The following is a 25,601-nucleotide window of genomic DNA, read 5'->3' on the forward strand; positions in this document are numbered from 1 at the left end:
TATTTATGAATATAAACGAATTAATTGAAATTGTTAAAAGTAAAATTGAAGCAGAAATTGTTATGCAAGATTTTCAAATAGAAGATAAAAGTTTTTTACATAAGAATCATAAAGGAAACCAAGAAGGAATGTTCCATTTAAAACTAATTATTAAATCTGAAGAACTGAAAAAATTAAATAAAATAGAATCAACTAAGAAAATCTACCATATTTTAGATCATGAGTTGAAAGAACACATACATTCTATTCAAATACTACTTGGTTAATTCTTTTTTCAAAAAGAGATTAATAGCTTTCTCATTAAAATGTAATTTGTAAACTGGAGAGCCTATTTTTTTGAGCAAAACTAGATTAACCTTCTTTGTATTATTTTTTTTATCTTTTTTCATAAAAGATAAAATTGTATTTAAATTCTTTATTGAAAAAAACTTATTAATATTTCTTGGAAGATTTAAATTATCTAAATGATCATTAATTAGCTCAAATTCTTTTTTATTCAAAATTTTATTTAATAAGCTAAATTTTGCAGCAGTTTTAACACCAAGGATAACTGCCTCGCCATGATTTAGTCTTGCTGAATAACCTAGCGTTGCCTCAAAAGCATGTGCAAAGGTATGTCCGAAATTTAATATTTTTCTTATACCCAATTCCTTTTCATCAGCCTCAACTACTTTTTTTTTAATCAAGCAGCTTTGTTCTATAGCTTTTTGTATAAAAGGACTTTTTAATTCTAAAATTTTTTTTCCGTTTTTATTTAAAAAATAAAAGAACTTTATATCATTAATAAGGGAGTGTTTTAAAATTTCACCATATCCACACATAACTTCTCTTTTTGGCAAAGAGTTTAAAAAATTAATATCTGATATAACAAGACTGGGTTGATAAAATGAGCCAATTAAGTTTTTACCGTATTTAGTGTTTACTCCTGTTTTGCCTCCGATAGATGAGTCAACCTGTGAAAGAAGTGTTGTTGGAATATTAACAAATCTTAGGCCTCGCTTATATGTACTTGCTGCAAAGCCAGATACATCACCAGTAATACCTCCACCAACAGAAATTAAACAGTCATTTCTATTAAAGTTTTTTTTTAAAAGAATTGATGTGATTTCATTGACACTTTTTTGATTCTTATTTTTTTCATTTGCATTAAAATAATGAATTGAAACAGATCTTTTTGGTAAAGATTTTAAAGTATCTTTTACTAAATTTTTGGGGACATTCTTGTCAATTACAAGAAGACATTGATTAAAATCAATAGAACTTTCTTTCAAAAATTTATTTATTTTTTTTAAGATATTATTTCCAATAATAATTGAATATTTCAGACTGTTAGTATTAACTTTTAATTTAATTAAACTCATATGTTTTTATTATTGTTTTAACTATTTCACTTTTTGTTAATTTATTACAGTTTATTTTAAAATTAGCTTTTGAATATATTTTTTTTCTCTTGTTGATAATGGTCTTAATTTCTTGCTCAGTTGATTTTGAGGCTAAGGGTCTTTTTTTACTACCTTTGATTCTTTTAATTAAAACTAAATCATCCCAATTAAGCCAAAAAGAAAAATGATTTGTTAAAACATCTTTTCTTATCTTGTCATTAACAAAACCACCCCCACCCAAGGAAACAACAACTTTTTTATGTTTTAAAGATTTAATTGTTATTATTTCTTCTAAATTTCTAAAGTAGTTCTCGCCATTTTCTTCAAATATTTCTGAGACAGTCATACCGGTGTGTTCTTCAATTAGATTATCTATATCAATGAATGGAATATTTAATTTTTTTGAAACCATTGCTCCAATAGAGGATTTACCTGACCCCATCATACCTAAAAAAACGAGGTTTTTATTTGAATTCATAAGCTTTCTTTATTGAAAAAACACAAATATGTCTTAATTTGAAATTATTAAAGAATATATGCAATTTTCAAAAAATACAAGCAGTCGGAGTAGTAAAAGTCTATTAATCAAAATAGCATTGGTGCTAATTATTTTTATTGGAGCCACAGTACTACTTGGAAAAATTGAATTTCCATCTCCAAATAAAGATATTGAAAAAATCATTCCTAATGAAAAACTTAAAATTGTTAAGTAAGAACTATTTTTTAGTTATATTATTTTCTTTATTTTTTGGTTTTGTAACCAACTCACAAGAACCTGTAGACATCTGGGAAGTAGGTGAAAAAAAACCCAAAGAAAACACAACGTTAATCGAAGATGAAGTGGAAAAAAATATTCCACAGAATAGTATTTATAAAATGCAGTCCCAAAAAGAGGAGGAATTAAGCATAGAGGAAACACAAACTTTAATTTCAAAAGAAATAAAGCTAGTCGGAATTTATGATCCTGCAGAAAATGGTTTAGATATTAATATGTGGTCTAATTCTAATGGGGATCAAATTTTAAATATCTTTAAAAGAATAGATAAATTGGAACTTTCAAGAGATGCAGTAGAGATTTTGGATATTTTATTATTAACAAATGCACATTATCCAGAAATGAATATTTCAAAAGAACAGTTTTTAGAAATAAAATCAAAGTGGCTTATTAAGAATTCAAATTTTGACTTAATTGAAAAATATTTATTAAATAATCAGATTATTAATGAACACCCAAAACTCACTAAACATTTAGTAGATCATTATCTGTCTCAATCAGATGTTAAAAAAGCTTGTGAGATTTTTTCTGAAATTAAAGAACCAATACAAGACTTATATTTATCTAAATTTAATATTTATTGTTTAATTAATAATAATAAAAGAGATGAAGCTCAATTACTCATCGATCTTCAACTAGAATTAGGTATTGCTGATAAATTTTTTAATAAAAAAATTGATTATTTGATGGGGTATAACACAGAACCAGCAATAGAAGTTTCAGAAAAAACAATTTTAGATTTTCATTTATCTCACAGAACAAATCCAGAATTTAAATTTGAACCAAAAAATACTACATCCAAAAAAATATGGAAATATTTATCAACTTCAAATCTATTAGATAATATAAGTGATATTGAGCTTACTGATATAGAGAAAATTAACAGTATTGAAAAAGCAACACATGACGAGAATTATACAGAGAAAGAATTATTTGAACTCTATAAGAGATTTCAATTTAATATTAACCAACTATTAAATATCAAAGAATCAACGAAAGTACTTTCAGCAGTAGAGACAAGAGCTCTAATTTATCAAGGAATTTTGATTACTACTGAAATCGAGAATAAGTTACAGTTAATGAATGCTCTCAAAAATTCTTTCAAGAATGACAATATTGAGAATGCATTTAACATAGAATTAAAAACTTTTTTAAGAAATATAAAAGAAGATAAGGTCCCTTCAAACTTTACAACATTTTATCAAAATAATTTAGATGTTGAGGAAATAGAACAAGCAAATATTAAAATAAATAATAAAATTTTACATCAATCAAAATTAATAAATTATTTAAAATTAGAAAAATCTAAAAAAGATCCTACAAAAGATATAAATGATTTCTTAAAAAAGATTAAAAAAAATAAAAAATATTTTTTTTCAAAAAAAGATATAATTTTAGTTGAGACTTTCAAGTCTGATGGTATCAAGATTTTGGAGAAGTATGATGATTTATACCAAATAAACGATTCAGAAATACCATCTGATATTCAAATATTTGTTAACAGTGGTGATATGGCTGCTGCATTGCTTAGAATTGTTGAGGTTATAGGGCAGGACAACTTAAATAATATTGATGAGGATACGTTATACTTTATTATAAGCACACTTAATCAGTTAAATGCAGATCCATTAAGAAATAGAATACTTTTTAAAGTTCTTCCTTTAAAAGTTTAAAATTTATACTAAAATAATTAGTCATTATGTCAGTTAAACTAATTTTAACAGAACCAAACAAACTATTAAGAAAAATTTCTAAACCAGTTGAAAATGTTGGTGATGAAGAAAGAAGACTTATGGATGATATGCTGGATACTATGTATGCAGCACCCGGAATAGGTCTTGCCGCAATTCAAATAGGTGTACCAAAAAGAATTATAGTGATGGATATAAGTAGAGATGAAGACAAAAAGGAACCAAGATATTTTGTTAATCCGGTGATTAAAAATAAAAATAATGAAACATCAAAATATGAAGAGGGCTGCTTGTCTGTTCCAGATCAATTTGCTGAAATAGAAAGACCAAATGAATGTGAAGTTGAATATTTAGATTATAATGGAAAAAAACAATTATTGAAAGCAGCTGGATTATTGGCAACTTGTATTCAGCATGAAATGGATCACTTAGAAGGAGTTTTATTTATAGATTATTTATCTAAACTAAAAAAATCTATGATAATTAAAAAACTTTCTAAAATTAAGTTGAATAGAATAATCGTTTAAATGACAAAAAAAATTGTCTTCATGGGTACACCATTATTTGCTGTACCAATTTTTAAATCTTTATATGAAAAAAATTATATAATTCCTGCTGTATACACGCAGCCACCAAAAAAATCACAAAGAGGTCAAAAAATAAATAAGTCACTAATACAAACTGCAGCTGAAGACTGGAATATAAATTGCAGAACACCAGGAACTTTAAAAGAAAATAAAGAAGAATATGAATATTTAAAACAACTAGATCTAGATTTGGTAATTGTCGTGGCCTATGGTCAAATAATACCCAAAGAATTTTTAAATCTAGCCAAAAAAGGTTTTATAAATGTTCACGCTTCCCTCCTACCGAAGTGGAGAGGTGCAGCACCTATTCAAAGATCTATTATGAACTTAGATAAAGAAACAGGAATTAGTATTATGAAAATAGGAGAAAAACTTGATACTGGTCCAGTCTGCAATAACTATAGAGTAGCAATTAAAGATAGTGATAATGCAGAAATTATATCAAATAAACTCTCAATTTTAGCTTCAGAAAAAATCATAGAAAATGTAGACAATATATTTGAAGATAAATTAATATTTAAAGAACAAGACGACTCAAACGCAACCTATGCCTCTAAAATTGAAAAGTCGGAGGGTGAAATTCAGTGGAATGATAATGCAGAAAGTATTATTGGAAAAATAAATGGATTATATCCAAGCCCTGGGGCCTTTTTTATTTTTAAAGACGAAAGATACAAAATTTTAAAAGCAGAACTAGGCACTAAAAGTGGTGAGGTAGGTGAAGTAATGGCTAGTGATTTGGAAATTAGCTGTGGAGATCAAAAATCTATAAAAGTTATTGAAATTCAAAGACAAGGAAAAAAGTCTCAAAATATTAATGAATTTGTTCTTGGTTCTCAAATAACTAAAGGGTCAAGATTAACGAATGTTTAGATATCAAGTTTTAATAGAATATATAGGAACTAGTTTTGTTGGTTGGCAAATACAATCTAAAGGAAAATCAATTCAAAAAGAAATACAAACTAAATTATCAAAACTTTTAAAAGAAAAAGTGGTCTTGATAGGATCTGGAAGAACAGACACTGGTGTCCATGCAATAGAGCAGTCAGCCCATTTTGACTGCAAAAAAGAAATTCAAAATTTAAATAAGTTGTTAAAATCAATTAATCATTTTATAAATGATAAAGGTATTTCTATTTTAGCAATTAAAAAAAGAAGCCTAAAATTTCATGCAAGACATTCTGCTAAAGAAAGAATTTATAAATATATAATTTTTAATAGATTAAGTAAGCCCTCTCTAGAGAAAGAAAGAGGTTGGCACATAATCAAAAAATTAGATATTAAGTTAATGAAAAAAGGGGCAAAAAAACTTTTAGGTACTAAAGATTTTTCTACTTTTAGGGCATCAAGTTGTAATGCAAAAAGTCCAATTAAAACTATGAAATCTGTTTTGATTAAATCAAATGTTGGAAAAATTGAAATACAGTTTAAATCACAATCATTTTTACAACAACAAGTACGATCAATGGTAGGTAGTTTAAAATACCTGGCTGAAAATAAATGGAATTTAAAAAAATTTGAATTTATTGTTAAATCAAAAAAAAGAATTCTTTGTGCACCACCAGCGCCTGCTGAGGGATTATTTTTAGAAAAAGTTATTTACTAGCTTTTTGTCGACCAATACTAAATTTTTTATTAATTCTCCATCTAGACTCTGCTCGAACAATATAGCCGCAACAATTTTTTGACCTACACTTGCATTTGAATTGTTTATAATCTTCATCGTAGCCAAAGCCATAATCGGCTGTTATCTCTTCACCTTTTTTAATATCTTTTATAGCAATCACCCATAATTTTAAACCTGTCCCGTTATAATCACAGTTATTAGAGCAAGAGTGATTTATTAAACGTGCAGGGTTCCATGACACGTCTCCATCCATGTCATATTTCTTATTTAAGTTAAATAAGTAGATAGGTTTTGCGTTATCAAACCTTTCAGTCGCTTCAGTTTGTTTCTTGGTGATAACTTTACCAACATAATCAACAATTCTAGTACCTTCTTCAATATCTTTTGCAGCATAAAGGCCACGTCCTTTTTTGTCGATGTCAGATTTTTGAATTTTATAAAGTTTCATTGGGAGTTCTTTAATGCGTATTGAGAAATTATCAATTAAATTCTAGTAAAGCTTTTACATGCATCTCAGTGCTTTCTTGAAGTGCTAATAGATCGTATCCACCTTCTAAAATTGACACTACTTTTCCATCACAATATTGTTTTGATAGTTCGAGTGTTCTTTTGGTAATACTATAAAAATCTTTTGACTCTAATTGAAGTTGTGCCAATGGATCGTCTTTATGAGCATCAAACCCAGCAGAAAGTAAGATAAATTCAGGTTTAAATTCTTTAATTTTCTTAAGTACAAATTCATAGGCATTTAAATATTCTACGGAGGTTGTTCCTGCTGGCAAAGGAATATTTAATATATTGTTATATTTTCCTTTTTCATCATTAGTGCCTGAGCCTGGGTAATAAGGGTATTGATGAGTAGAAATATATAGAACTTTTTCATTATCATAAAAAATATCTTGAGTACCATTTCCATGATGAACATCAAAATCAATAATTGCTACTTTTTTAAGTTTGTACTTATTTATAAGATAATTAGCTCCAACAGCCACATTGTTATAGATGCAAAAACCCATAGCTTTATTTTTCTCTGCATGATGTCCAGGAGGTCTAACGGCACAAAATGCATTGCTAAAATTTTTATTTTGAACACCATCTATAGCTGTAATGATGGAACCCACAGCATCTGATGTGGCATCCTTACTTCCTGGGGAGACAATTGTATCTCCATCTAAAAAAGACAATCCCTTTTTAGGAAAAGATTTTTCTACAAAATTTATATAATCAGAATTGTGAGTTATTTCTAAAAGTGATCGGTCAAATTTTGACGGTTTTTTCCAAACTAAATCTTTATTATCCAATTTTTTGAAATTATCTATAACTACTGTAACCCTATCAATTTTCTCTGGATGACCGTCACCTGTATTATGATTTTGATAAGTATCTGAGGTTATTAAACCAGTTTTCATTTAAGATAGATATTCTTGATAAATAGTTTCTCGATCTACTTTTAGCATTCCTTTAGTTCTTTCTACAAACTCATCACGCTGTTCTTTATTCTTAAAAACAAAAAAACAAACTGTATCTTTAGAGTGATAAATAGCTTTTAATTCATCATCAATATCATTCAGTTCTTTAGGGATATCTGCTTTAATGCAAATCATTAAAAGTAATTTTTAAGAATTTCAGAGTATATCTTTGTTAACTTTTTTAAGTCTGAAATAGATACTGCCTCGTCTACTTTGTGCATTGTTTTACCTACTAGACCAAATTCTAAACATGGAGCAATTTTTCTAATAAATCTTGCATCTGAAGTTCCACCTGTTGTAGACAATTGAGGTTTAATTTTTGTAATTTTTTTTATTACATCTTGAATCATATAAGTTGTTTTATTAGGCTTGGTTAAAAAAGCTTCGCCTGATACACGATATTCTACTTTAAAATCAGATTTATCTTTTTTAGTAATTTTTTTGAAAATTTTATTTAATCTTTTCTTTAAGCTAGAAGATGAGTGTTTATTGTTAAATCTTATGTTAAAGGTGGCTTTTGCAAGTCCTGGAATAACATTATCAGCTGTATTATAGATATTAATTTTAGTTACTTCTAAATTTGTTGGTTGAAAGTCTTTTGTTCCTTTATCAAATTTTATTTCTTTTATTTCATTTAGTATTTTGATCAATGAAGTCGATGGGTTTTTAGCACGATGAGGATATGCAACATGCCCTTGAGTTCCAATTATAGTTAATTCAGCATTGATACTTCCTCTTCTACCAATTTTAATCATTTCACCAAGTTTATCGGGGTTTGTTGGCTCACCAACTAAGCAAAAATCTATTTTTTCTTTTTTCTTTTTTAAGTAATCAACTACTTTTTTAGTACCATTAATTGCTACACCTTCTTCATCGCCAGTAATTAATAAACTAATCGATCCATTAATTTTCTTATTATTTGATACAAAGTTATTTACAGCAACAACCCAGCTTGCAATTGCACTTTTCATGTCATTAGCACCTCTACCGATAAGATGATTTTTTTTAATAGCTGGACTAAAAGGTTTAATTGTCCAATCTTTTATATTTCCTGGAGGAACCACATCCAAATGACCAGCAAACATAAAGTTTGGTTGAGTATTACCCAATCTTGCATATAGGTTTTTAACTGGTTTAGAGTTTTTATCTTTAAACTCTAAAATCTTACATTTAAATCCAATAACAGTTAATCTTTTAGCTAAGAATTTCATTACCCCAGCATCAATTGGTGTAATGCTTGGAAACCTTATTAGCTCTTTAGCTAATGTGATTTCATTATAAGTTGGCATTTAGTCTCTTAATAAGTCGTTAATAGAAGTTTTAGATCTAGTTTTTTCATCAACTTGTTTAATAATTACCGCACAATATAAAGCAGGACCTTTACCGTCTTTACTTGGAAGGCTGCCTGGAACTATTACTGAGTAGGGTGGAATTTTTCCATAGATTACTTCACCAGTTTCTCGATAAACAATTTTTGTAGATTGACCAATAAATACACCCATAGATAATACAGATCCTTCTCCAACAATTACTCCTTCAACTATTTCTGAACGAGCTCCAATAAAACAGTTATCTTCGATGATAGTAGGGTTAGCTTGCATTGGCTCTAATACACCTCCAATTCCAGCACCACCTGATATGTGACAGTTCTTTCCTATTTGTGCACAAGATCCTACAGAAGCCCAAGTATCCACCATAGTTCCTTCATCCACATAAGCTCCAATATTTACAAAGCAAGGCATTAGCACTGCGTTCTTTCCAATAAAAGATCCTTTTCTAACTGGAGAATTTGGAACTATTCTAAAACCAGCTTTTATATGATCTTCCTTAGTCCAATCTGCTGTTTTACCTTTTAGTAAATGAGACTTGTCATACCAACTGCTATATGGGCCACTCAATGAATCCATATCATGAGTTCTAAAACTTAACATTATTGCTTTTTTAACCCACTGATTAACTACCCACTCATTACCATTTTTTTCAGCAACTCTTAGTTCACCTTTATCAACCAGTTCAATCGTTTGGTTGATGGCATCTAATATAGACTTATCAGATTGACCGTTGATGGAGTCTTTATTGTCCCAAGCTGTATTGATAATGTTTTCAAATTCTTTCATAGTTTTATTTTATCGTTAGTAGGTTAGTTTTATTGTGCTTTTAATATATTAATTTCTTGAAGAAAAGAAGGCAAGTTCTTAATCTTATAATCAATATATGGTTTATCTGCATCTTTTTTTGCAAATACTTCATCATTCTCAAGCCAGCAAGTTTTCATTCCTAAGTTTTTAGCTTGCTCTAAATTATGAGCGATATCTTCAATTAATATTGATTTTGTTGGATCAAGATCAAATTTTTCTACTATCTTTTTATAAGGTTCAATTTTTGGTTTTGGAATAAAATTAGCATCAACAATATCAAACGCTCCATCAAACAAACCATCTATACCTAGTTGTTTAGTTACGTTTTCAACATGTGCATGAGAACCATTGGTAAAAATATATTTCTTTTCTTTAATTTTAATTAATTCTTCTCGTAACAACTCATCTTTAGGAAGCCAGCTGATATCAATATCATGAACAAATTCTAAAAATTCATGTGGATCAATTTTGTCGTGATTCATTAATCCAGATAATGTCGTTCCATATTCATAGAAGTATTCTTTTTGAATTTCTCTTGCTTTAATTAAATCGACATTAAACTTCTTTGAAATAAAAGAAGACATCTTTTTATCAACTTCAGAAAAAACCTTAGTTTGTCCAGAATACAAAGTGTTATCTAAGTCGAATAGCCAGTATTTAGTATCAATTAAATTTTTCATTCTCTAATTAAAGTTCCCGAACCTTTATCAGATAATAGTTCAAAAAGTAGTGAGTGATTTTTTCTTCCATCAATTATTACAACTGCCTTAACCCCATTACTTGCAACATCTAGACAATTCTTAATTTTAGGTATCATTCCACCAGAAATTACTTCTTGATCAATTAATTCATTAGCTTTTTTAGAATTAATTTCAGGGATTAGTTTTTTTTGACTGTCTAATACGCCCTCAACATCACTAATAATCATCAATCTTCTAGCTTTTAGCTCAATTGCGATCGAACCTGCAGCAGTATCAGCATTTATATTAAAAGTCTGATTATTTTTATCTGAACCTAAGGGTGCAACGACAGGGACTTCGTTTGCCTTTATTGTTTTAGTTAAGAGTGCTTTATTAATTTCAGTAGGGGTTCCCACAAATCCAAGGTCTTTGTTTTCTTGTATAACAGTAATTATATTATTTTCTTTTGAGGTAATTCTTTTTGCTTTGCAAGCCAACTTATTTAAAGCTTCAACAATCTCTTTATTAAATTCGATTAATACATTCTCAACTATGTCGATGGTATCTTTGTCAGTAACTCTTAGTCCATTAATAAAATTACTTTTAATATTAACTTCAGAAAGTTTACTGTTAATTCTTTTTCCACCTCCATGAACAATTATAGGATTAAAACCAAGCTTGTTTAAAACGACCACATCTTCAATAAAAATTTTAAATAATTTTGGATCAACTAAAACACTGCCACCACATTTAATGATAATAAATTCATCATTATATTTTTCTAAGTACTTTTTTACTTCTTCAACTGTTGGGCCGTCTTTAGGTAGGATGTTTATTAATTCTTCTTCTTTTAACGATGACATTTATGTTGTTTTGATAGTCATTTTTCTTTGAACAATATATTGCTGAATCATTGTGAAGATGTTGTTGAAGCTCCAGTAGATAACAAGACCTGCAGGAAATGGTGCAAGAATTACAGTTAAAAATACTGGAAAGAACATGAATATTTTAGCTTGTATAGGATCTGGTGGAGTAGGGTTAAGTTTTTGTTGTATGAACATCGTGATACCCATAATGATCGGCCATGCACCTATTAATAAGAAAGAAGGTGGATCCCATGGAAGCAAACCAAAGACATTAAATAAAGATGTTGGATCTCTATCACTTAAGTCATGTATCCATCCATAAAATGGCATGTGTCTCATTTCAATGGTTACAAATAATACTTTATATAGCGCAAAGAAAACCGGAATTTGAACCAGGATAGGTAGACAACCACTCATAGGATTAACTTTTTCTTTTTTATAAAGAGCCATCATCGCTTGTTGCAATTTCATTTTGTCATCTTTATGCAATTCTTTCAGACGAGCCATTTCAGGCGCTAATAACTTCATTTTTCCCATGGACTTAAAACTAAAGTTGGCAAGAGGAAAGAAAGCCAATCTGATACAAATAGTGACAGCAATAATTGCTAGACCGTAATTACCAAGTAATTTAAAGAAGTAATCCAATACAAAGAATAAAGGTTTTGTGATGAAGTACATAAAGCCCCAATCAATCGCTAGATCAAATTTATTGATATTTAAATTTTCAGCATAACCATCAATGACATTTACTCTTTTAGCAGCAACTATAATCTGAATTTTTTCTTCAACTGAAGTGTTTGCTTTAACCTCAATACCTTTAGTTGATATGTAGTTCGCTCTGAATTTATTTTTATAGTCAAAAGTTGTTTTAAACTCTTTACCCTTAGGTGGTATAACTGATGTAACCCAAAACTTATCTGAAATAGCAACAAATCCTTCTTGTGCAATTTGAGTAAACTTCTTTTCCTGAATATCGTCGTAATCTTCTTCAATTAATTGATCATCAAGTACAGATAAAAACCCTTCATGCAAAATATAAAAGCCAGATATTTCTGGTAATTTATTTCTAATTATTTGTCCGTATGAGTAAAAATTATAAGATTTATCTGATCTGTTAATTATTTTTTCTTTTACAGTAAACAAAAATTGATCATCTAAACTTATATGTTTCTCAAATGTAATACCTTGAGTATTACTCCACGTTAGTTTCACCGGATTATTATTGGTTAATTTTTTATTTCCGGAAACTTCCCAGACCGTAGAAGCATCAGGTATATCTATATTTTTATTAGTACTTACAAAACCACTTTCAATTAAATAACCATCTTCAACATTTCTTGGGTTTAATAAGGTTATTTTATCACTTCTATTAAGTTCAACATTATATTCTTTGAAAGTTAAATCGTCTATTGCTGCACCTTTTAAAGAAATTGATCCAACAACACTTCCATTTTCAAATTGAATTCTTTCATTTTCTTTTAAAGCATCTGTTCTTGAAAGTTTTGCAAAGTTTTCATTTTTATCCAAGCTAGGAGTGTCTTTATTATTTTCAATTTTATTTTGTTCAGCTAGATTTTTTTTAATAGTTACAGGATCAGGTTGAAAGAAAAGAGAGTATAAAATAATAACAGCTGCTGATAAGGATATTGCTGCAATTACGTTTCTAGTATCCATTATTTTTTAGCCTTTAATTCTTTGTTTACAGGATCAAATCCTTCACCGCCACCCAACATCTTAATAGGATGACATGAAAATATTCTTTTAGTGCTTCTTGAGATCCCTTTAATGAGCCCATATGTTCTTAAACATTCAATTGTATATTCTGAGCAAGTTGGAAGATATCTACACGAAGGAGTTAAGTAGGGGCTAATAACCATTTTATAAAATTTGATCAGGCCAATTAAAATGTTTGATATAATATTCATTACTTAATCTTTTCTATGTCTTGGAATAAAGTATCTTTTATTATCGCATATTCATTGTTTAGCATAGTCATTTTCGCAATCACAAGGTAAGAATAATTAAAGTTTATTGACAATTTTTTTACAGCTTCGTTCATTATATTTCTTAATCTTCTTTTAATTTTATTTCTCTTTACGGCACCACGGATTAGTTTTTTTTTAGCTACAAAGCTAATATTTAGTTTTTTATCATCTTTATCTGCAAGAGGGCCAAAAAAAGAGTGATATATTTGTTTGAGATTTTTTTCTTCTTAAGTAAATTTTTGAAATCTTCGTTTTTAGAAAGAGCAACAATTTTGCTTTTCATTTAGTTTGGTTTATTTACCCTGAGGTTTTTTTTGAGTGGATGACACCGTAAGGTTTTTACGTCCCTTATCACGTCTTCTCTTAATAAGTTTTTTCCCACCTTTAGTTGCCATCTTTGATCTGAAGCCATGCTTCTTAAGACGTTTTCCAACTTTGGGTTGATATGTTCTTTTCATAGGATTTATTTAAGTTTTTTTAAATTTCGCCCTTTATAGTAATTATATGTATAAATAGCAAATAGAAGATTTTATAATACGACCACTAAATTATGGAAAAATCAAAAAAAGTTAAGATAACTTTGGGTTTATTTTATCTTCTAGTTGTTTCATCATTTTTATACTTTTTTTTATCAAAATTCACCCTTGAAGAATTAACTAGCTATGAATTTATTAAAAATAATAGAGATTATTTTTTTGGATTAAAGCAAACTAATTTATTTTTAATCTCTCTAATATTTTTAATAGCCACAATTGTCTGGGTTGTTATGGCTGGATTTGGTTTACCGGTTGCACTCTTAGCAGGGTTTATTTTTGGTAAGTGGCTTGGAACTTTTATTCTAATAATTGGAATGACTATTGGAGCAACAATTTTATACATCACTGGAAATTATTTTTTTAAAGAAATTATTAAAGAAAAGTTTTTAAATAAATTTAAAAATTTAGAAGCTAAATTTAAAAAATCAGAATTTATTTATCTTTTACTTTATAGATTTATTGGAGGCATTCCTTTTGCATTATCAAATGTATTACCTTGTATTTTTAATGTCAGAACAAGTAATTTTTTTTGGGCAACATTAATAGGATTAACTCCACCACTATTTTTAGTTGTTTCAATTGGAAGTGGACTTGAAAAAATCATAGAACAAAATTTAGAAGCTCCTAGAATCAGTGATTTGATATATTCACCAGATATCTACATCCCAATGATTGCTTTTGGAGCTTTATTAATAGTTGCAATTGTTGCTAGAAAAATATTTTATAAAAAATAATCTGGTGCCCCCACCAAGAATCGAACTTGAAATTTATCCTTACCATGGACATGTTATGCCATTTAACTATAGGGGCTAATTTGTTATTTTATTCAAGTATTTCTATAATAAATCATTTTTTCAAAAAATTGCCTTAATTTTTTTCATATAATGATTTATACCTACGGAGGAAATTTTATGGGCATTCATTACGATTATAAATCTACTAAAGGCAATAAGCTTATGGAGAAGCAAGCTAAGAGAGAAAAAAAGCTTGCCGAAAAAAAAGCAAAACGTGAAGCTAAAGAGGGACCAAAAATTCAAGAAGAACCAGAGAAAACTTTAGATGCATCAAAGCCTATCACTTTAGATTTTTTAACTAATCCAGATAAATAATGAATGATAAAGAAAAAAATGAGAAGTTAAGTCTGGCTCTTAAAAAAAATTTAAAAAAAAGAAAAATTTTTCAAAAAAAAAATAAGAAGAAAAGTAAATAATGTCAGTACTTTCCGATAAATCTATAAGGAGGTTAGCAGTTGAGGAATCAATGATTTCTCCTTTTATAGATAAGCAAGTAAGAGATGGTAAAATTTCTTATGGACTTAGTTCATTTGGCTATGATGCAAGAGTAGGAGATGAATTTAAGATATTTCATAATGTTAATTCTTCTATCGTTGACCCTAAGGAGTTTTCTTCGGATAATTTTGTAACCAAAAAAGCTCAGAATATATTATCATTCCTCCTAATTCCTTCGCCCTTGGAACCACTATCGAAGTCTTTAAAATACCAAGAGATATCATGTGTATCGTTGTTGGTAAAAGCACATATGCAAGAACAGGGATTATAGTGAACGTAACTCCAATCGAATCTGAATTTTTTGGAACAGTTACTCTTGAATTTTCTAATACCACACCACTACCAGCAAAAATTTATGCAAATGAAGGTGTTGCTCAATTTTTATTTCTAAAAGGAGATCAGTCTCCCGAAACTTCATACGCTGACCGTAAAGGAAAATACATGGGTCAAACTGGAGTAACTTTACCAAAAGTATAATCATGAAAAAATTGGAAGTCTTTGGAGTAGCAAAGCTCAAGGGACATATTAGAATTTCAGGATCTAAGAATGCATCTCTTCCTATTCTAGCTGCAACATTACTATCAAATAAAAAAATATCTTTAGCAAACCTTCCAAGAGTAAAAGATATAGAAACAATGATACTTTTATTAAAGTCATTAGGTTCGGTTATTGATGGTAATAAAAAAGAATTAATTATCAAAAATACCAAGCAAACAAAAACTTTTGCAGCTTATAGCTTGGTTAAAACTATGAGAGCGGGAATATTAGTTTTAGGACCACTACTTGCTAAATTTGGTAAAGCAAAAGTTTCATTACCTGGCGGTTGTGCGATAGGGACACGACCTGTCGATATTCACTTGCAAGCTCTATCAAAACTTGGAGTTAAATATAAGATTATTCAGGGATATGTCCACGCTAATGCACCCAAAGGGTTAATAGGAGCGAATATAAAATTTCCTAAAGTTTCAGTCGGTGCTACAGAAAATTTAATTATAGCCTCATGTTTAGCTAAAGGAAAAACAACTTTATCAAATTGTGCCATTGAACCCGAAATTAAAGATCTAGTTAATTTTTTAATTAATATGGGCTGTAATATTAAGTGGACTGCAAAGAGAACGGTTTGGATTGAAGGAGTGAATAACCTTAAAGAATTAAATTATTCAGTAATGCCAGATAGAATAGAGGCTGGAACGTATTTAATAGCTGCAGCATTAACAGAAGGAAATTTGAAGATTACTGGAATTGATCCCAAGATAATAAGAACAGAAATTAATATCTTAAAAAAAGTAGGATCAAAAATTATTTTAAGAAAAAATGAAATCCTTATTCAAGGAAATAAAAAGATTAAAAGCATAAATATTAAAACATCTCCTTATCCAGGATTTCCAACAGATTTACAGGCACAAATGATGGTATTATTGTGTAAGGGCAATAAAAAATCTCATATTAAAGAAGAAATATTTGAAAATAGATTTATGCACGTTGCGGAGTTAAATAGAATGGGAGCTAAGATTTCTATTAATGGAAATAAAGCAACCATAGAAGGAAATATCAAATTTGAAGCAGCAGAATTAATGGCCACAGATTTAAGAGCTTCTGTATCTTTAATTCTTGCAGCACTTGCAGCCAAAGGAAAATCGGTAATTAATAGGATATATCACCTTGATAGAGGTTATGAAGATATAGAGAAGAAATTAAAAAAAGTAGGAGCTAAAATTAAGAGAATTAACTAATGAATAAAAAATATTTATCAAAAATTATAGCTATAGACAATGAGGGATTGCAAGTAATCTCAGCATGCTGCTCTGGAGCTGAAGTTAAAGTTGATGAAATTAAATATCTTCAATCAAACAAAGTTTTTTTATTATCATTAAATAGATCTAAAGTAGAAACAGATGAGAAAGATAAAAAAGTTACCAGTATTTGCAAATTCGAATTTGTAGATAGAGTTAAATCTAAAAATATTAAACAAAATGATCCTGAGAAAAAAATAGAGTTAATTGGGATGGATTATTTAAAGAATAATGACAACTATGAGATAAACTTAATGTTTACAAACAACGCATACATTACATTATCAACAGAAATAATTGAAGTAACTTTAGATGACCAAAACAAAGCTGATTAATGATTAAGATATTAGATAGTAAAAATAAAAACTTTGATAAAACTTTAGACACATTATTGTCTAAACGAAAAAATAAAGTCCAACTTAATTCAGTTTCGGTTATTAAAATTATTAAAGATGTTAAGAAAAATGGAGACAAAGCCATCTTAAAGTATGAAAAGAGATTTAATAAAAATAGCGTTATTGCCCCAAGTACAAAACAAATAAATAAAACTATTCAATCTTTAGATCCAAAGGTTAAAAAAGCAATCGATCTTGCTTATGATAGAATTTATAAATTCCACTCGTTACAAAAATTCAAAAATATTTCTTATACGGATAAACTAAAAAATAAATTAGAGTATAAATACGTACCTATTGAATCGGTTGCAATTTATGTGCCTGGTTCAACAGCCTCATACCCTTCCAGTGTTTTAATGAATGCAATACCTGCAATTGTTGCTGGAGTGAAAAGGCTAGTTATGGTTAATCCAGGTCAAAAAGGTAAACAAAATCCAGCTGTATTATATGCTGCAAAGAAATGTAAGATTAAAGAGATTTATTCAATTGGAGGACCATCTGCTATTGCAGCTGCTGCATATGGTACTAAGAAAATTAAAAAAGTTGATAAAATTGTAGGCCCTGGAAATTCGTACGTAGCTGCAGCAAAAAAAGAAGTTTTTGGAGATGTTGGAATTGAAGGAATGATTGCAGGCCCTTCTGAAGTGACAATTGTTTGTGATAAGTTTTCAAATCCTGAATGGATAGCAAGCGACCTAATAGGTCAAGCAGAACACGATAATCTTGCTCAATGTATTTTAATTTCAAAAGATAAATCAATTATTAAAAAAGTTAATGATGAAATTATTAATCAATTGAAAGAAATACCTAGAGCTGTAATTGCAAAAAATAGTTTACTCAATAATGGAATCTTAATTCATATGCAGTCTGACCAAAAAATTATTAATACAGTAAACAAAATTGCTCCTGAGCACTTAGAGCTTAATACCAAGAACTATAAAAAAGTAGTGGGTAAGATTAAAAATGCAGGATCTATCTGTTTAGGAAAATATGCTGTAATGGCAATGACAGATTACAATGTTGGCTCTAATCACGTATTACCAACTAATTCTTCAGCAAGATATTCAAGTGGAGTTAGTGTTAATGAATTTTATAAAAGAATTTCATATATAAACCTATCAAAAAAAGGGATTGAAACCCTTGGTCCATCAGTTATAACACTTGCAAACTACGAGGGTTTAGCGGGACACGCTAAGTCGGTAGAAAAAAGAATTAGGAGAAAATAAATTTGTCAAAACAAGAAATGCTGTCGTTCTCAGGAATTGTTGAGGATTTATTACCGAATGCAATGTTCAGAGTTAAATTAGAAAACGGCCATATTGTTACAGCTCATGCTGCAGGCAAATTACGTAAGAACAGAATTCGAGTACTTCAAGGTGATAAGGTTCAAGTCGAAATGACACCTTACGATTTGACCAAAGGTCGTATCACTTTTAGAGGTTAATATGGGGCCCTGTAGCTCAGTTGGTAGAGCATCGGATTGAAAATCCGTGTGTCACTGGTTCGAGTCCAGTTGGGGCCACCACCACCTCTCTAAAAATTTAAAAATAAGGTCAACGCCTTTAATATTTATGTGTTGAAAATTATTCTTAATTGTCTAAAAGACTGCTCATGATTATAAATATTACATATAGAGAGACTTCAAGAAGTACTCATAGACTTTGTTTCCATAGCCTTTAGGCTATTTATTTATAATATAATTTTAAATCCACACAAAAATAATATAAAAACAAGGAATGCCTGCGTAGTATAACGGTTAGTACGATAGTTTGTGGAACTATAGGATTTGGTTCGATTCCAAGCGCGGGTACCAAAAAAAATGAATAAAGAAAATAAACTAATTCCTGGGTTACCCTCAGGATTTGAAGACCGATGGGGTAAGAAATTAATTCTCAAGAAAAAGTTAATTAATATTATTGAAACTAATTTTATAAAATTTGGTTTTGCTGCTCTTGAAACTCCTTCATTTGAAATTTCAGAAAATATTGGATCATTTCTTGCAGATGATGATAGTAATTCTATGTCTGACGTATTCTCATTTAAAGATGGTGAAAAAAATATTACCCTTAGATATGATTTATCAAGTCCGTTAGCTAGATTTGTTGCTCAAAACAATCAAGAATTACCCTTACCTTATAAAAGATATCAAATGGGTGATGTCTGGAGAAACGAAAAAGCGGGTAATGCTCGTTATAGAAGCTTTTTACAATGTGACGCTGATATAGTAGGTAACGTTAACCCAGCCCAAGCAAATGCTGAACTTTGTAATTTAATTTCAAGTACACTTCTTGCTTGTGGTTTAAAAAAAGATCAGTTCGTTGTTAACATTAGTAATAGAAAAATTGTTCAAGGTTTAATTGAAGACCTTAAAATATCTGAAGACAAAAAGATAAAAGTTATGAGGGCAATAGATAAATTGGATAAGCCTGGCTTTGGTTTAAGAGGAGTTGAAGATTTATTAAAAAAAGAAAGAGTAGATGTAAGTGGAGCTGTTACAAAAGGTGCTGAATTATCTGATGATCAGGCTTCACAAATAATCAACTTCTTAAAAGTAAAAGATTTAAAAGAATTAAAAGAAAATTTAAAAAACCCTTTATCTCAAGAAGGAATTAAAGAATTAGAAGACTTGTTGGAAATAGCAAGTTATGGAGATTATTTAGATCAAATAAAGACAAACTTTACAATTGTTAGAGGGCTTGCTTATTATGACGGATTTTGTGTTGAAACAAATTTAAATTTTAAGACAACAAACAATAAAGATAAAGAAATTGATATAGGAAGTATTTGCTCAGGCGGACAATATAATAAATTAATTTCAAGATTTAAGGGAGTTGATATCCCTGGAACTGGAATGAGTATAGGCGTTGACCGATTATTATTTGCAATGATGCAACTTAATCAAATTGAAGTTGATGAGAAAAAACCAGCTATTATTTGTGTAATGGATGAAAAGTATTTAAAAAATTATTACGAGATTTTAAAAGTTTTAAGAGACAATAATATTAACTCTGAAATATTTTTAGATAGTAAGAAAAATCTAGGCAAACAGTTAACATACGCGAATAAAAAACAATGCCCAGTAGCTGTTATTTGTGGTGAAAATGAATTTAAAGATAATACGATTACTTTAAAAAACCTTTTAGGAGTTAAAGGTGAAAACAATCAAGTAACATTCCCAAAAGAAAACTTAATTGATGAAATCAAAAAATTTATCTGAAAAAATCCTTAGGTCGGTTAAATCTAAAGGGTTTAAATATATTGATTTACCCTCAGTAATTGAAGCTAATCATATTGTTCAACGATCTGGAGAGAATTTTAGAAAGTTTATTTTTTCATTTACTGATCAAAATGGTAGTGAGCTTTGTCTAAGACCAGACCTTACAATAGCATCTTGCTTGAGATATTTAGAAAATAATCTTAAAGGAAAAGAGAAAATATTTTATAGCGGTCAGGCTTATAGAAAATCAAATAACAAAAAAGATTCTATTATTAGAGATCAAGTTGGCTTTGAGATCATTGGCTCTAAAGATGAAAAAAAAGATGATAAGGAAATTATTAATACAGCCTTAAAATCTCTATCTAATTTACAATATTCATCAGGAACTTTAAAGATTGGTAACGTTGAGATTTTCAATTTATTAATTTCAAAACTAGATATTCCAAAAAGATGGAAATTAAGGCTTTCAAGACACTTTTGGAGAGAAGAATACTTCAATGATTTATTAAAAAGATTAGAGACAAACTCTGATGTAGACCCAACAATTGTTGAAGTTGATAAAAAGAGATATCAAAAAATGCTAAAAGATAAACAGCAAATAGTAATTGCTGGACGATCAATTGAGGAAATCTTAAAAAGATTTGATAATAAGATTAAAGATCCAAGAAGAGCCAGTAGAGGTAAAAACGTTTCAAAAATTATTAAAGAGTTTTTAAAAATTAATTGTCCAATAGGACAAGCAGCTGAAAAACTTAATATCTTTTTTAAAAAAAATAAAATTAATTTAGTTGTGGATCAAAAATATTTCCCAACCTCATTAAACAAAATTGAAAAATTAAATGTAAAGTTCTCAGCGTCTTTTGGGCGTCAATTAGAATATTATACAGGTATGGTATTTAAAATTGATATTAAATCTAAATCAAAAAATATTAACGTCATTAATGGTGGACGATACGACAAACTAATTTCAGACCTTGGATCTAAAAAACAAGTTCCAGCAGTAGGAGCTGCTTTAAATTTAAACTACTAATGACAAAAAATATTATCAATATTGGAATTCCAAGCAAAGGTCGTCTTAGAAAAGATATTTTAAAAATATTTAAAAAAAATAAATTAAATTTAGTCTCAGAAAGAGGTGAAAGAGATTTATTAGGATCTATTAAAAACTTAAATAATGTTAAAGTGTTATATCTTCATGCAAGAGAGATAGTTGAAAGACTTGGAGATGGCTCTTTAGATCTTGGCTTTTCTGGATATGATTTATTAAAAGAGAGTGAAGTTAATATTCAAAAGAAAATAAGTGTTGTTAAGAATTATGGATTTGGTAAAGCAACATTGGTTGTTGCTATCCCGGACCCTTGGATTGATGTTCAAACAGTTGCTGATTTAGAAGAAATTGCTTTTAAATTTAAAGATAAAAAGAAAAAAAGATTAAGAGTAGCAACAAAATATCCCAATTTAACAAGAGAGTTTTTGTTTTCAAAAGGAGTTACTCAATTTAAGTTAGTTAGTAGCTTAGGTGCAACTGAAGCATATCCTTTTACTGGGTCATCTGAAATTATAACTGACATTACTTCATCTGGTGAAACTCTAAGAGCGAATAATCTTAGAATTCTTAAAGATGGTGAAATTTTAAAGTCAGAGGCCTGTATGATGGCCTCAAAATCTTCTCTAAAGAATAGTCTGGTTAAAAAATTAGTTAAGCTACTTTCTAAGTAAAGTATCTTTTACGTAAATTAAAATAATCCTAATAATATCAAGGTTTCTAAGTACTGCATAAGCTGCAACAATAGCCCCAATAATAAGTAGTATTTTTAGTATTAAGATTAATTCCATAGAGACAGTTTTAAATAATTACATATATAAATCAAATTTTTACTATAAAATATCCCCTAGAATCATGGACATAGTTTTATTAACAGTATTAGTCTTATTGCTAGGAGTTGCTTTAGCAATTCTTTATCTAAACTTAAAATCTAAGCCAAAAGATGAGAGCGAAAATAAAGAAGCTGAAGAGATGGCTAATTTAAAGACAGAAATTACCTCATTAAAAGATACCTTAAATACTACCATTAATACTTCACTTGGTTCAATGTCGACTTCATTTAACAACCTATCAACCGGGGTGACTAAAGATATGACAGAAGCTTTAACTAAAGTTGATGAAAAAGTAGGAAACTTCAATAGTCAGGTCGAATTATTAAATAAAAGCCAAGAAGGTATAACAAAAATTTTAGCTGGAGTTAAAAAATATGGAACTCTTGCAGAGTTTTCATTAGACGCTCTAATCAAAGATTTATTACCTGGTTCTCAATTCATGACTAACGTTAAGATGAAAGAAGATACAGGTGAAAATGTTGAATTTGCAATCAAACTTCAGGGTGATGTAATGGTGCCTGTAGACTCACATTTTCCAGTAGAAAAATTTAAAGCAATTACCGATGGTTATGACGCAGATGATAAAAAAGCTGTTGCAGATGCAAGAGCAAAATTAGCTGCTGCATTTAAAGCAAAAGCTAAAAGTGTTAATGAAAAATATATTGTTCCACCAAAAACTACAGATTTTGCAATTGTTTATGCCCCAACTGAAAGTTTATATAAAGAATTAACTGAATACCAAGATCCAACTACTAAAGAATTATTAACCCAAGAATTAATGAAAAAATATAAAATTGTAATCTGTGGTCCAAATACTCTTTCAGCTTATTTGCAATCATTACACATGGGCTTTCAATCTTTAAAAGTTCAAAAGGGTGCAACTGAAATCTATGATCATTTAAAAACAATTAGCTCAAGATTTGGAAAACACTTTGATAATATAGTTTCTCTTAGAAAAAAATTAGAAGAAGCAATGATTGTTGTTGATAAATTTGGAACAGATGCAAGATCGATCAGCAGAAGCCTAGAAAATATTAAAGATCCTGAACAAGTCGATAAAGCTGTTCAAACAGAAAACGTAGAAAAATTTGTTGACCATTCAAAACAAGCAAATAATTAATTTCTTTTTTTGTTAAATAACGTTTATAAAAACCATATGCAGTGGAATAATAAATTTACTTATCCAAAATCTATGAGATCAATGGTGAGTGGCTCAAGAATGTATGCTGTAAATCAACAAAAACTTCCATCAGTAACTTCCATATTACAAGCAACACAAAGTGAAGAAAAAAAAGCATCTCTTGCAAACTGGAAAGCAAGAGTTGGAGCTGCTGAAGCAAATAGAATTAAAAATGATGCTTCAAGTAGAGGCACATCAATGCATTCTCATTTAGAAAAATATTTATTAGGTCAATTAAATTTAGAATTACTAGAAGAAGAAAATAAGTCTAAGAAAATGGCAGACGAAATTATTGAACAAGGAATTAAAAATAAATTGTCAGAGATTTGGGGAACTGAAGCTACATTGTACTATCCAGGGAAATATGCTGGAACGTGTGATGCTTGTGGAGTGTATGAGGGACAAGAGACTATCATTGATTTTAAACAGTCTAATAAACCGAAAAAAGAAGAGTGGATTGAGGACTATTACCTTCAATTAGGGGCTTATTCATTAGCTCATAACGTTGTTTACAATTCAAACATCACCCAAGGAATTGTCCTGTTATGTACGGTTGATAATTTATTTCAAGATTTTAGAATTCAAGGTGTTAAACTAGAAGAATATCAAAATAAGTTTTTAGAAAAAGTCGAACAGTACTATCACCAAAGGAATACCAATTAATATGAATTTAGCAATATGGGACATTGAATCTAGTAGCGCCAATACTTCATGGGGAAGTATTATTGAAGTAGGTGGTATTTTAGTTGATCCAAATTTTAAAGAATTAGATCGTTTTAATTTTAGATGTAGATTGCCAGAAGGGGAAGTTCCTCAAGCAATGGCCTTGATAGTTAACAAAACTAGTGTTGATTTATTAACTAAAGGAAATTTAAGTCACTATGAAATGCTATCTCAATTAGAAGCAATATTTAAAAAGTGGAGTCCAGCAATGTTTATGGGTTGGTCAAACATTGGTTTTGATGATGAGATGATAAGAAACGAATTCTTTAGAGGAATTAGATATCCATATATTACAAATGCAACTCCTAATAAAAGACATGATGGTTTAAATATTGCAAGAGGTGCTCATGCAGTTGATGAAAGTGTTGTAAAAACTGAAATAAATGCAAAAGGTAATGCGGTCATGAAACTAGAATCGTTAGCTAGAATGAATGGATTTGAATCTAGTGGAGCTCACTCAGCTTTATTTGATGCAGAGTTAACTGTTAAGGTTTTAGGATTAATTAAAAAAAATCAACCTCAAACTTGGGATACATTTTTAAGAACAGCAAACAAGAGTGATACCGAGACAATATTTAAAACAGAGAAAATGTTTACATTGGCTGAATATCATTTTGGTAAAAATTATAGATTTGTAGTTGCACCACTTCATCCAAAACATTGTATTCACCCAATCTATCAATGGGGCCAAGCTTTTGATCTTAAAATTGATCCTATTCCATTATTTGATATGTCAATTTCTGAACTTAAAAGTGCTATTAAAAAATTAAAGTTTCTAAGAACTATAAGGTCAAACAAAGCTCCTATAATTTTAGATGCAAGTTATGGACTACAAGTTGAACCATATAGCAAACTTGATCCTGATTTAATTAAAGAGCGTGCAAAATTAGTAAATAGTAATGAGAAATTTTCTCAAAATGTTTTAACGGCATTACGAGAAACTGCTGAAGAAAAAGCTCAATTTGATTCTCAAGTTGATTTGTTAGCAGAGGAGACAATTTATAAAAAATTTACCCCTCAAAAAGACACAGCTTTATTTCCAAAATGGCACGCAGCATCTTGGAAAGATAAATTAATATTATTAGATAAATTTGAAGATGAGAGAATGGTAAGCTTTGGAAAAAAGATAATATATCAAGAATCACCGGATACACTGCCTGCTGATATGCTTAAGACTATTAAACGTGGAATAGCTGAAAGAATATTAAGTGATGAAAAAGAAAAATGGTGGACTTGCAAAGAATTTTATTTTGAGTGTGATAACTTAAGAGATAGATATACCAACGAAAAAGACGAAAAAAAGCTCAAGTTTTTAGACGAAATTAATGAGTTTGTTGAAGGCATTCAAAAAAAATACGAGCAGGCATAATAAGTCTCTGTTAATTAACTA

At 29.2% G+C, this 25,601-nt stretch carries 30 protein-coding genes, 3 tRNA genes and 1 pseudogene; 20 read left to right on the forward strand and 14 right to left on the reverse strand.

Annotated features, from left to right (window positions below; all coding sequences use genetic code 11):
* Window positions 1-5: 5 nt before the first annotated feature.
* On the forward strand, window positions 6-266 hold the full coding sequence (locus ABXT45_RS00265) for a BolA/IbaG family iron-sulfur metabolism protein (RefSeq protein WP_415313632.1): 261 nt from the start codon (window positions 6-8) through the stop codon (window positions 264-266).
* Here the strand turns inward: ABXT45_RS00265 and aroB are convergent.
* Window positions 255-1,361, reverse strand: coding sequence for a 3-dehydroquinate synthase (gene aroB / locus ABXT45_RS00270; protein WP_415313634.1), 1,107 nt, complete (start codon window positions 1,359-1,361; stop codon window positions 255-257). The genes ABXT45_RS00265 and aroB overlap by 12 nt on opposite strands.
* On the reverse strand, window positions 1,348-1,860 hold the full coding sequence (locus ABXT45_RS00275; RefSeq protein ID WP_415313635.1) for a shikimate kinase: 513 nt from the start codon (window positions 1,858-1,860) through the stop codon (window positions 1,348-1,350). Before ABXT45_RS00275 ends, aroB begins: the two co-directional genes overlap by 14 nt.
* A gap of 209 nt (window positions 1,861-2,069) precedes the next feature.
* Here ABXT45_RS00275 and ABXT45_RS00280 point away from each other — a divergent pair, with 209 nt between their 5' ends.
* Genes ABXT45_RS00280 through truA form a run of 4 tightly spaced genes read left to right on the forward strand, consistent with a single transcriptional unit; the run spans window position 2,070 to window position 6,041 of the window.
* Window positions 2,070-3,830: a hypothetical protein gene (locus tag ABXT45_RS00280; protein WP_415313637.1), complete on the forward strand. Its 1,761-nt coding sequence runs from the start codon at window positions 2,070-2,072 to the stop codon at window positions 3,828-3,830.
* Between the two features lie 26 nt (window positions 3,831-3,856).
* Window positions 3,857-4,375 (forward strand): peptide deformylase, encoded by a 519-nt coding sequence (gene def, locus ABXT45_RS00285; protein WP_415313638.1) that lies wholly within the window; start codon window positions 3,857-3,859, stop codon window positions 4,373-4,375.
* Window positions 4,376-5,308, forward strand: coding sequence for a methionyl-tRNA formyltransferase (fmt, locus tag ABXT45_RS00290; protein WP_415313640.1), 933 nt, complete (start codon window positions 4,376-4,378; stop codon window positions 5,306-5,308).
* Window positions 5,301-6,041 carry a tRNA pseudouridine(38-40) synthase TruA gene (gene truA / locus ABXT45_RS00295; protein WP_415313642.1) on the forward strand — a complete coding sequence of 247 codons (741 nt, stop codon included), beginning with the start codon at window positions 5,301-5,303 and terminating at the stop codon, window positions 6,039-6,041. Before fmt ends, truA begins: the two co-directional genes overlap by 8 nt.
* Here the strand turns inward: truA and ABXT45_RS00300 are convergent.
* The 11 genes from ABXT45_RS00300 to rpmH all read right to left on the reverse strand — a co-directional run bounded on the left by ABXT45_RS00300 (window position 6,031) and on the right by rpmH (window position 13,658).
* Window positions 6,031-6,510 (reverse strand): SET domain-containing protein, encoded by a 480-nt coding sequence (locus ABXT45_RS00300; protein WP_415313644.1) that lies wholly within the window; start codon window positions 6,508-6,510, stop codon window positions 6,031-6,033. The genes truA and ABXT45_RS00300 overlap by 11 nt on opposite strands.
* Before the next feature lie 31 nt (window positions 6,511-6,541).
* Entirely contained in the window at window positions 6,542-7,471 is a 930-nt protein-coding gene (locus ABXT45_RS00305) for a histone deacetylase family protein (protein ID WP_415313645.1), read from the reverse strand.
* Window positions 7,472-7,666 (reverse strand): hypothetical protein, encoded by a 195-nt coding sequence (locus tag ABXT45_RS00310; protein WP_415313647.1) that lies wholly within the window; start codon window positions 7,664-7,666, stop codon window positions 7,472-7,474.
* A complete protein-coding gene (gene dapE / locus ABXT45_RS00315) occupies window positions 7,666-8,820 on the reverse strand; it encodes a succinyl-diaminopimelate desuccinylase (RefSeq protein WP_415313649.1) in 1,155 nt (384 codons plus the stop codon). Before dapE ends, ABXT45_RS00310 begins: the two co-directional genes overlap by 1 nt.
* Complete coding sequence (dapD, locus tag ABXT45_RS00320; protein ID WP_415313651.1) at window positions 8,821-9,648, reverse strand: 2,3,4,5-tetrahydropyridine-2,6-dicarboxylate N-succinyltransferase; 828 nt, start codon at window positions 9,646-9,648, stop codon at window positions 8,821-8,823. It lies immediately after the preceding gene.
* A 29-nt stretch (window positions 9,649-9,677) separates the two neighbouring features.
* Window positions 9,678-10,349 (reverse strand): pyrimidine 5'-nucleotidase, encoded by a 672-nt coding sequence (locus tag ABXT45_RS00325; protein ID WP_271482839.1) that lies wholly within the window; start codon window positions 10,347-10,349, stop codon window positions 9,678-9,680.
* The gene (gene argB, locus ABXT45_RS00330; protein WP_415313652.1) at window positions 10,346-11,212 is read right to left on the reverse strand and encodes an acetylglutamate kinase; all 867 of its coding nucleotides are present in this window, start codon (window positions 11,210-11,212) and stop codon (window positions 10,346-10,348) included. Before argB ends, ABXT45_RS00325 begins: the two co-directional genes overlap by 4 nt.
* Window positions 11,213-12,889 (reverse strand): membrane protein insertase YidC, encoded by a 1,677-nt coding sequence (gene yidC / locus ABXT45_RS00335; RefSeq protein WP_415313654.1) that lies wholly within the window; start codon window positions 12,887-12,889, stop codon window positions 11,213-11,215.
* Window positions 12,889-13,140, reverse strand: coding sequence for a membrane protein insertion efficiency factor YidD (gene yidD / locus ABXT45_RS00340; RefSeq protein ID WP_415313655.1), 252 nt, complete (start codon window positions 13,138-13,140; stop codon window positions 12,889-12,891). The genes yidC and yidD overlap by 1 nt, the downstream gene beginning before the upstream one ends.
* The gene (gene rnpA / locus ABXT45_RS00345; RefSeq protein ID WP_415314452.1) at window positions 13,140-13,406 is read right to left on the reverse strand and encodes a ribonuclease P protein component; all 267 of its coding nucleotides are present in this window, start codon (window positions 13,404-13,406) and stop codon (window positions 13,140-13,142) included. The genes yidD and rnpA overlap by 1 nt, the downstream gene beginning before the upstream one ends.
* Window positions 13,407-13,493: 87 nt before the next feature.
* The gene (gene rpmH / locus ABXT45_RS00350; protein ID WP_006997435.1) at window positions 13,494-13,658 is read right to left on the reverse strand and encodes a 50S ribosomal protein L34; all 165 of its coding nucleotides are present in this window, start codon (window positions 13,656-13,658) and stop codon (window positions 13,494-13,496) included.
* 92 nt (window positions 13,659-13,750) lie between these two features.
* On the opposite strand from rpmH, the gene ABXT45_RS00355 reads away from it, so the two are divergent.
* Window positions 13,751-14,470, forward strand: coding sequence for a TVP38/TMEM64 family protein (locus ABXT45_RS00355; RefSeq protein WP_415313657.1), 720 nt, complete (start codon window positions 13,751-13,753; stop codon window positions 14,468-14,470).
* Window positions 14,471-14,472: 2 nt separating this feature from the next.
* On the opposite strand, the gene ABXT45_RS00360 is transcribed toward ABXT45_RS00355, so the two are convergent.
* Window positions 14,473-14,546: transfer RNA gene (locus ABXT45_RS00360), tRNA-Thr, on the reverse strand.
* A gap of 101 nt (window positions 14,547-14,647) precedes the next feature.
* Between ABXT45_RS00360 and ABXT45_RS00365 the strand changes: the two genes are divergently transcribed.
* The 14 genes and pseudogenes from ABXT45_RS00365 (at window position 14,648) to ABXT45_RS00430 (ending at window position 25,580) form a co-directional block, all read left to right on the forward strand.
* Entirely contained in the window at window positions 14,648-14,845 is a 198-nt protein-coding gene (locus ABXT45_RS00365; protein ID WP_415314453.1) for a hypothetical protein, read from the forward strand.
* A 100-nt stretch (window positions 14,846-14,945) separates the two neighbouring features.
* A pseudogene (dcd, locus tag ABXT45_RS00370) lies at window positions 14,946-15,502 on the forward strand (dCTP deaminase).
* Window positions 15,503-15,504: 2 nt separating this feature from the next.
* Window positions 15,505-16,758, forward strand: coding sequence for a UDP-N-acetylglucosamine 1-carboxyvinyltransferase (gene murA / locus ABXT45_RS00375; protein ID WP_415313658.1), 1,254 nt, complete (start codon window positions 15,505-15,507; stop codon window positions 16,756-16,758).
* On the forward strand, window positions 16,758-17,153 hold the full coding sequence (locus ABXT45_RS00380) for a DUF2948 family protein (protein ID WP_415313660.1): 396 nt from the start codon (window positions 16,758-16,760) through the stop codon (window positions 17,151-17,153). The genes murA and ABXT45_RS00380 overlap by 1 nt, the downstream gene beginning before the upstream one ends.
* Complete coding sequence (gene hisD, locus ABXT45_RS00385; protein ID WP_415313662.1) at window positions 17,153-18,439, forward strand: histidinol dehydrogenase; 1,287 nt, start codon at window positions 17,153-17,155, stop codon at window positions 18,437-18,439. The genes ABXT45_RS00380 and hisD overlap by 1 nt, the downstream gene beginning before the upstream one ends.
* Window positions 18,440-18,441: 2 nt before the next feature.
* Window positions 18,442-18,657: a translation initiation factor IF-1 gene (gene infA, locus ABXT45_RS00390; RefSeq protein WP_006997427.1), complete on the forward strand. Its 216-nt coding sequence runs from the start codon at window positions 18,442-18,444 to the stop codon at window positions 18,655-18,657.
* A 5-nt stretch (window positions 18,658-18,662) separates the two neighbouring features.
* A tRNA-Phe gene (locus tag ABXT45_RS00395) sits at window positions 18,663-18,738 on the forward strand.
* A 213-nt stretch (window positions 18,739-18,951) separates the two neighbouring features.
* Window positions 18,952-19,026 (forward strand) — tRNA-His (locus tag ABXT45_RS00400).
* Between the two features lie 6 nt (window positions 19,027-19,032).
* A complete protein-coding gene (hisS, locus tag ABXT45_RS00405) occupies window positions 19,033-20,430 on the forward strand; it encodes a histidine--tRNA ligase (RefSeq protein WP_415313664.1) in 1,398 nt (465 codons plus the stop codon).
* On the forward strand, window positions 20,408-21,460 hold the full coding sequence (locus ABXT45_RS00410) for an ATP phosphoribosyltransferase regulatory subunit (RefSeq protein WP_415313666.1): 1,053 nt from the start codon (window positions 20,408-20,410) through the stop codon (window positions 21,458-21,460). Before hisS ends, ABXT45_RS00410 begins: the two co-directional genes overlap by 23 nt.
* Window positions 21,460-22,149, forward strand: a complete 690-nt coding sequence (hisG, locus tag ABXT45_RS00415) for an ATP phosphoribosyltransferase (RefSeq protein WP_415313667.1) — start codon at window positions 21,460-21,462, stop codon at window positions 22,147-22,149. Before ABXT45_RS00410 ends, hisG begins: the two co-directional genes overlap by 1 nt.
* Before the next feature lie 181 nt (window positions 22,150-22,330).
* A complete protein-coding gene (locus ABXT45_RS00420; RefSeq protein ID WP_415313668.1) occupies window positions 22,331-23,428 on the forward strand; it encodes a DNA recombination protein RmuC in 1,098 nt (365 codons plus the stop codon).
* A gap of 36 nt (window positions 23,429-23,464) precedes the next feature.
* Window positions 23,465-24,151, forward strand: a complete 687-nt coding sequence (locus tag ABXT45_RS00425; protein WP_415308547.1) for a hypothetical protein — start codon at window positions 23,465-23,467, stop codon at window positions 24,149-24,151.
* Window position 24,152: 1 nt separating this feature from the next.
* Window positions 24,153-25,580 (forward strand): exonuclease domain-containing protein, encoded by a 1,428-nt coding sequence (locus ABXT45_RS00430; RefSeq protein ID WP_415313670.1) that lies wholly within the window; start codon window positions 24,153-24,155, stop codon window positions 25,578-25,580.
* The last annotated feature ends 21 nt before the right edge of the window (window positions 25,581-25,601 follow it).

This window comes from Candidatus Pelagibacter sp. Uisw_106 (assembly GCF_047724975.1).
Lineage (GTDB): Bacteria > Pseudomonadota > Alphaproteobacteria > Pelagibacterales > Pelagibacteraceae > Pelagibacter.

Coding starts and splice junctions, on each gene's coding strand:
- ABXT45_RS00265 (WP_415313632.1), top strand. CDS start 6: ATGAATATAAACGAATTAATTGAAATTGTTAAAAGTAAAATTGAAGCA.
- aroB (WP_415313634.1), bottom strand. CDS start 1,361: ATGAGTTTAATTAAATTAAAAGTTAATACTAACAGTCTGAAATATTCA.
- ABXT45_RS00275 (WP_415313635.1), bottom strand. CDS start 1,860: ATGAATTCAAATAAAAACCTCGTTTTTTTAGGTATGATGGGGTCAGGT.
- ABXT45_RS00280 (WP_415313637.1), top strand. CDS start 2,070: ATGAAAAACTTAAAATTGTTAAGTAAGAACTATTTTTTAGTTATATTA.
- def (WP_415313638.1), top strand. CDS start 3,857: ATGTCAGTTAAACTAATTTTAACAGAACCAAACAAACTATTAAGAAAA.
- fmt (WP_415313640.1), top strand. CDS start 4,376: ATGACAAAAAAAATTGTCTTCATGGGTACACCATTATTTGCTGTACCA.
- truA (WP_415313642.1), top strand. CDS start 5,301: ATGTTTAGATATCAAGTTTTAATAGAATATATAGGAACTAGTTTTGTT.
- ABXT45_RS00300 (WP_415313644.1), bottom strand. CDS start 6,510: ATGAAACTTTATAAAATTCAAAAATCTGACATCGACAAAAAAGGACGT.
- ABXT45_RS00305 (WP_415313645.1), bottom strand. CDS start 7,471: ATGAAAACTGGTTTAATAACCTCAGATACTTATCAAAATCATAATACA.
- ABXT45_RS00310 (WP_415313647.1), bottom strand. CDS start 7,666: ATGATTTGCATTAAAGCAGATATCCCTAAAGAACTGAATGATATTGAT.
- dapE (WP_415313649.1), bottom strand. CDS start 8,820: ATGCCAACTTATAATGAAATCACATTAGCTAAAGAGCTAATAAGGTTT.
- dapD (WP_415313651.1), bottom strand. CDS start 9,648: ATGAAAGAATTTGAAAACATTATCAATACAGCTTGGGACAATAAAGAC.
- ABXT45_RS00325 (WP_271482839.1), bottom strand. CDS start 10,349: ATGAAAAATTTAATTGATACTAAATACTGGCTATTCGACTTAGATAAC.
- argB (WP_415313652.1), bottom strand. CDS start 11,212: ATGTCATCGTTAAAAGAAGAAGAATTAATAAACATCCTACCTAAAGAC.
- yidC (WP_415313654.1), bottom strand. CDS start 12,889: ATGGATACTAGAAACGTAATTGCAGCAATATCCTTATCAGCAGCTGTT.
- yidD (WP_415313655.1), bottom strand. CDS start 13,140: ATGAATATTATATCAAACATTTTAATTGGCCTGATCAAATTTTATAAA.
- rpmH (WP_006997435.1), bottom strand. CDS start 13,658: ATGAAAAGAACATATCAACCCAAAGTTGGAAAACGTCTTAAGAAGCAT.
- ABXT45_RS00355 (WP_415313657.1), top strand. CDS start 13,751: ATGGAAAAATCAAAAAAAGTTAAGATAACTTTGGGTTTATTTTATCTT.
- ABXT45_RS00365 (WP_415314453.1), top strand. CDS start 14,648: ATGGGCATTCATTACGATTATAAATCTACTAAAGGCAATAAGCTTATG.
- murA (WP_415313658.1), top strand. CDS start 15,505: ATGAAAAAATTGGAAGTCTTTGGAGTAGCAAAGCTCAAGGGACATATT.
- ABXT45_RS00380 (WP_415313660.1), top strand. CDS start 16,758: ATGAATAAAAAATATTTATCAAAAATTATAGCTATAGACAATGAGGGA.
- hisD (WP_415313662.1), top strand. CDS start 17,153: ATGATTAAGATATTAGATAGTAAAAATAAAAACTTTGATAAAACTTTA.
- hisS (WP_415313664.1), top strand. CDS start 19,033: ATGAATAAAGAAAATAAACTAATTCCTGGGTTACCCTCAGGATTTGAA.
- ABXT45_RS00410 (WP_415313666.1), top strand. CDS start 20,408: ATGAAATCAAAAAATTTATCTGAAAAAATCCTTAGGTCGGTTAAATCT.
- hisG (WP_415313667.1), top strand. CDS start 21,460: ATGACAAAAAATATTATCAATATTGGAATTCCAAGCAAAGGTCGTCTT.
- ABXT45_RS00420 (WP_415313668.1), top strand. CDS start 22,331: ATGGACATAGTTTTATTAACAGTATTAGTCTTATTGCTAGGAGTTGCT.
- ABXT45_RS00425 (WP_415308547.1), top strand. CDS start 23,465: ATGCAGTGGAATAATAAATTTACTTATCCAAAATCTATGAGATCAATG.
- ABXT45_RS00430 (WP_415313670.1), top strand. CDS start 24,153: ATGAATTTAGCAATATGGGACATTGAATCTAGTAGCGCCAATACTTCA.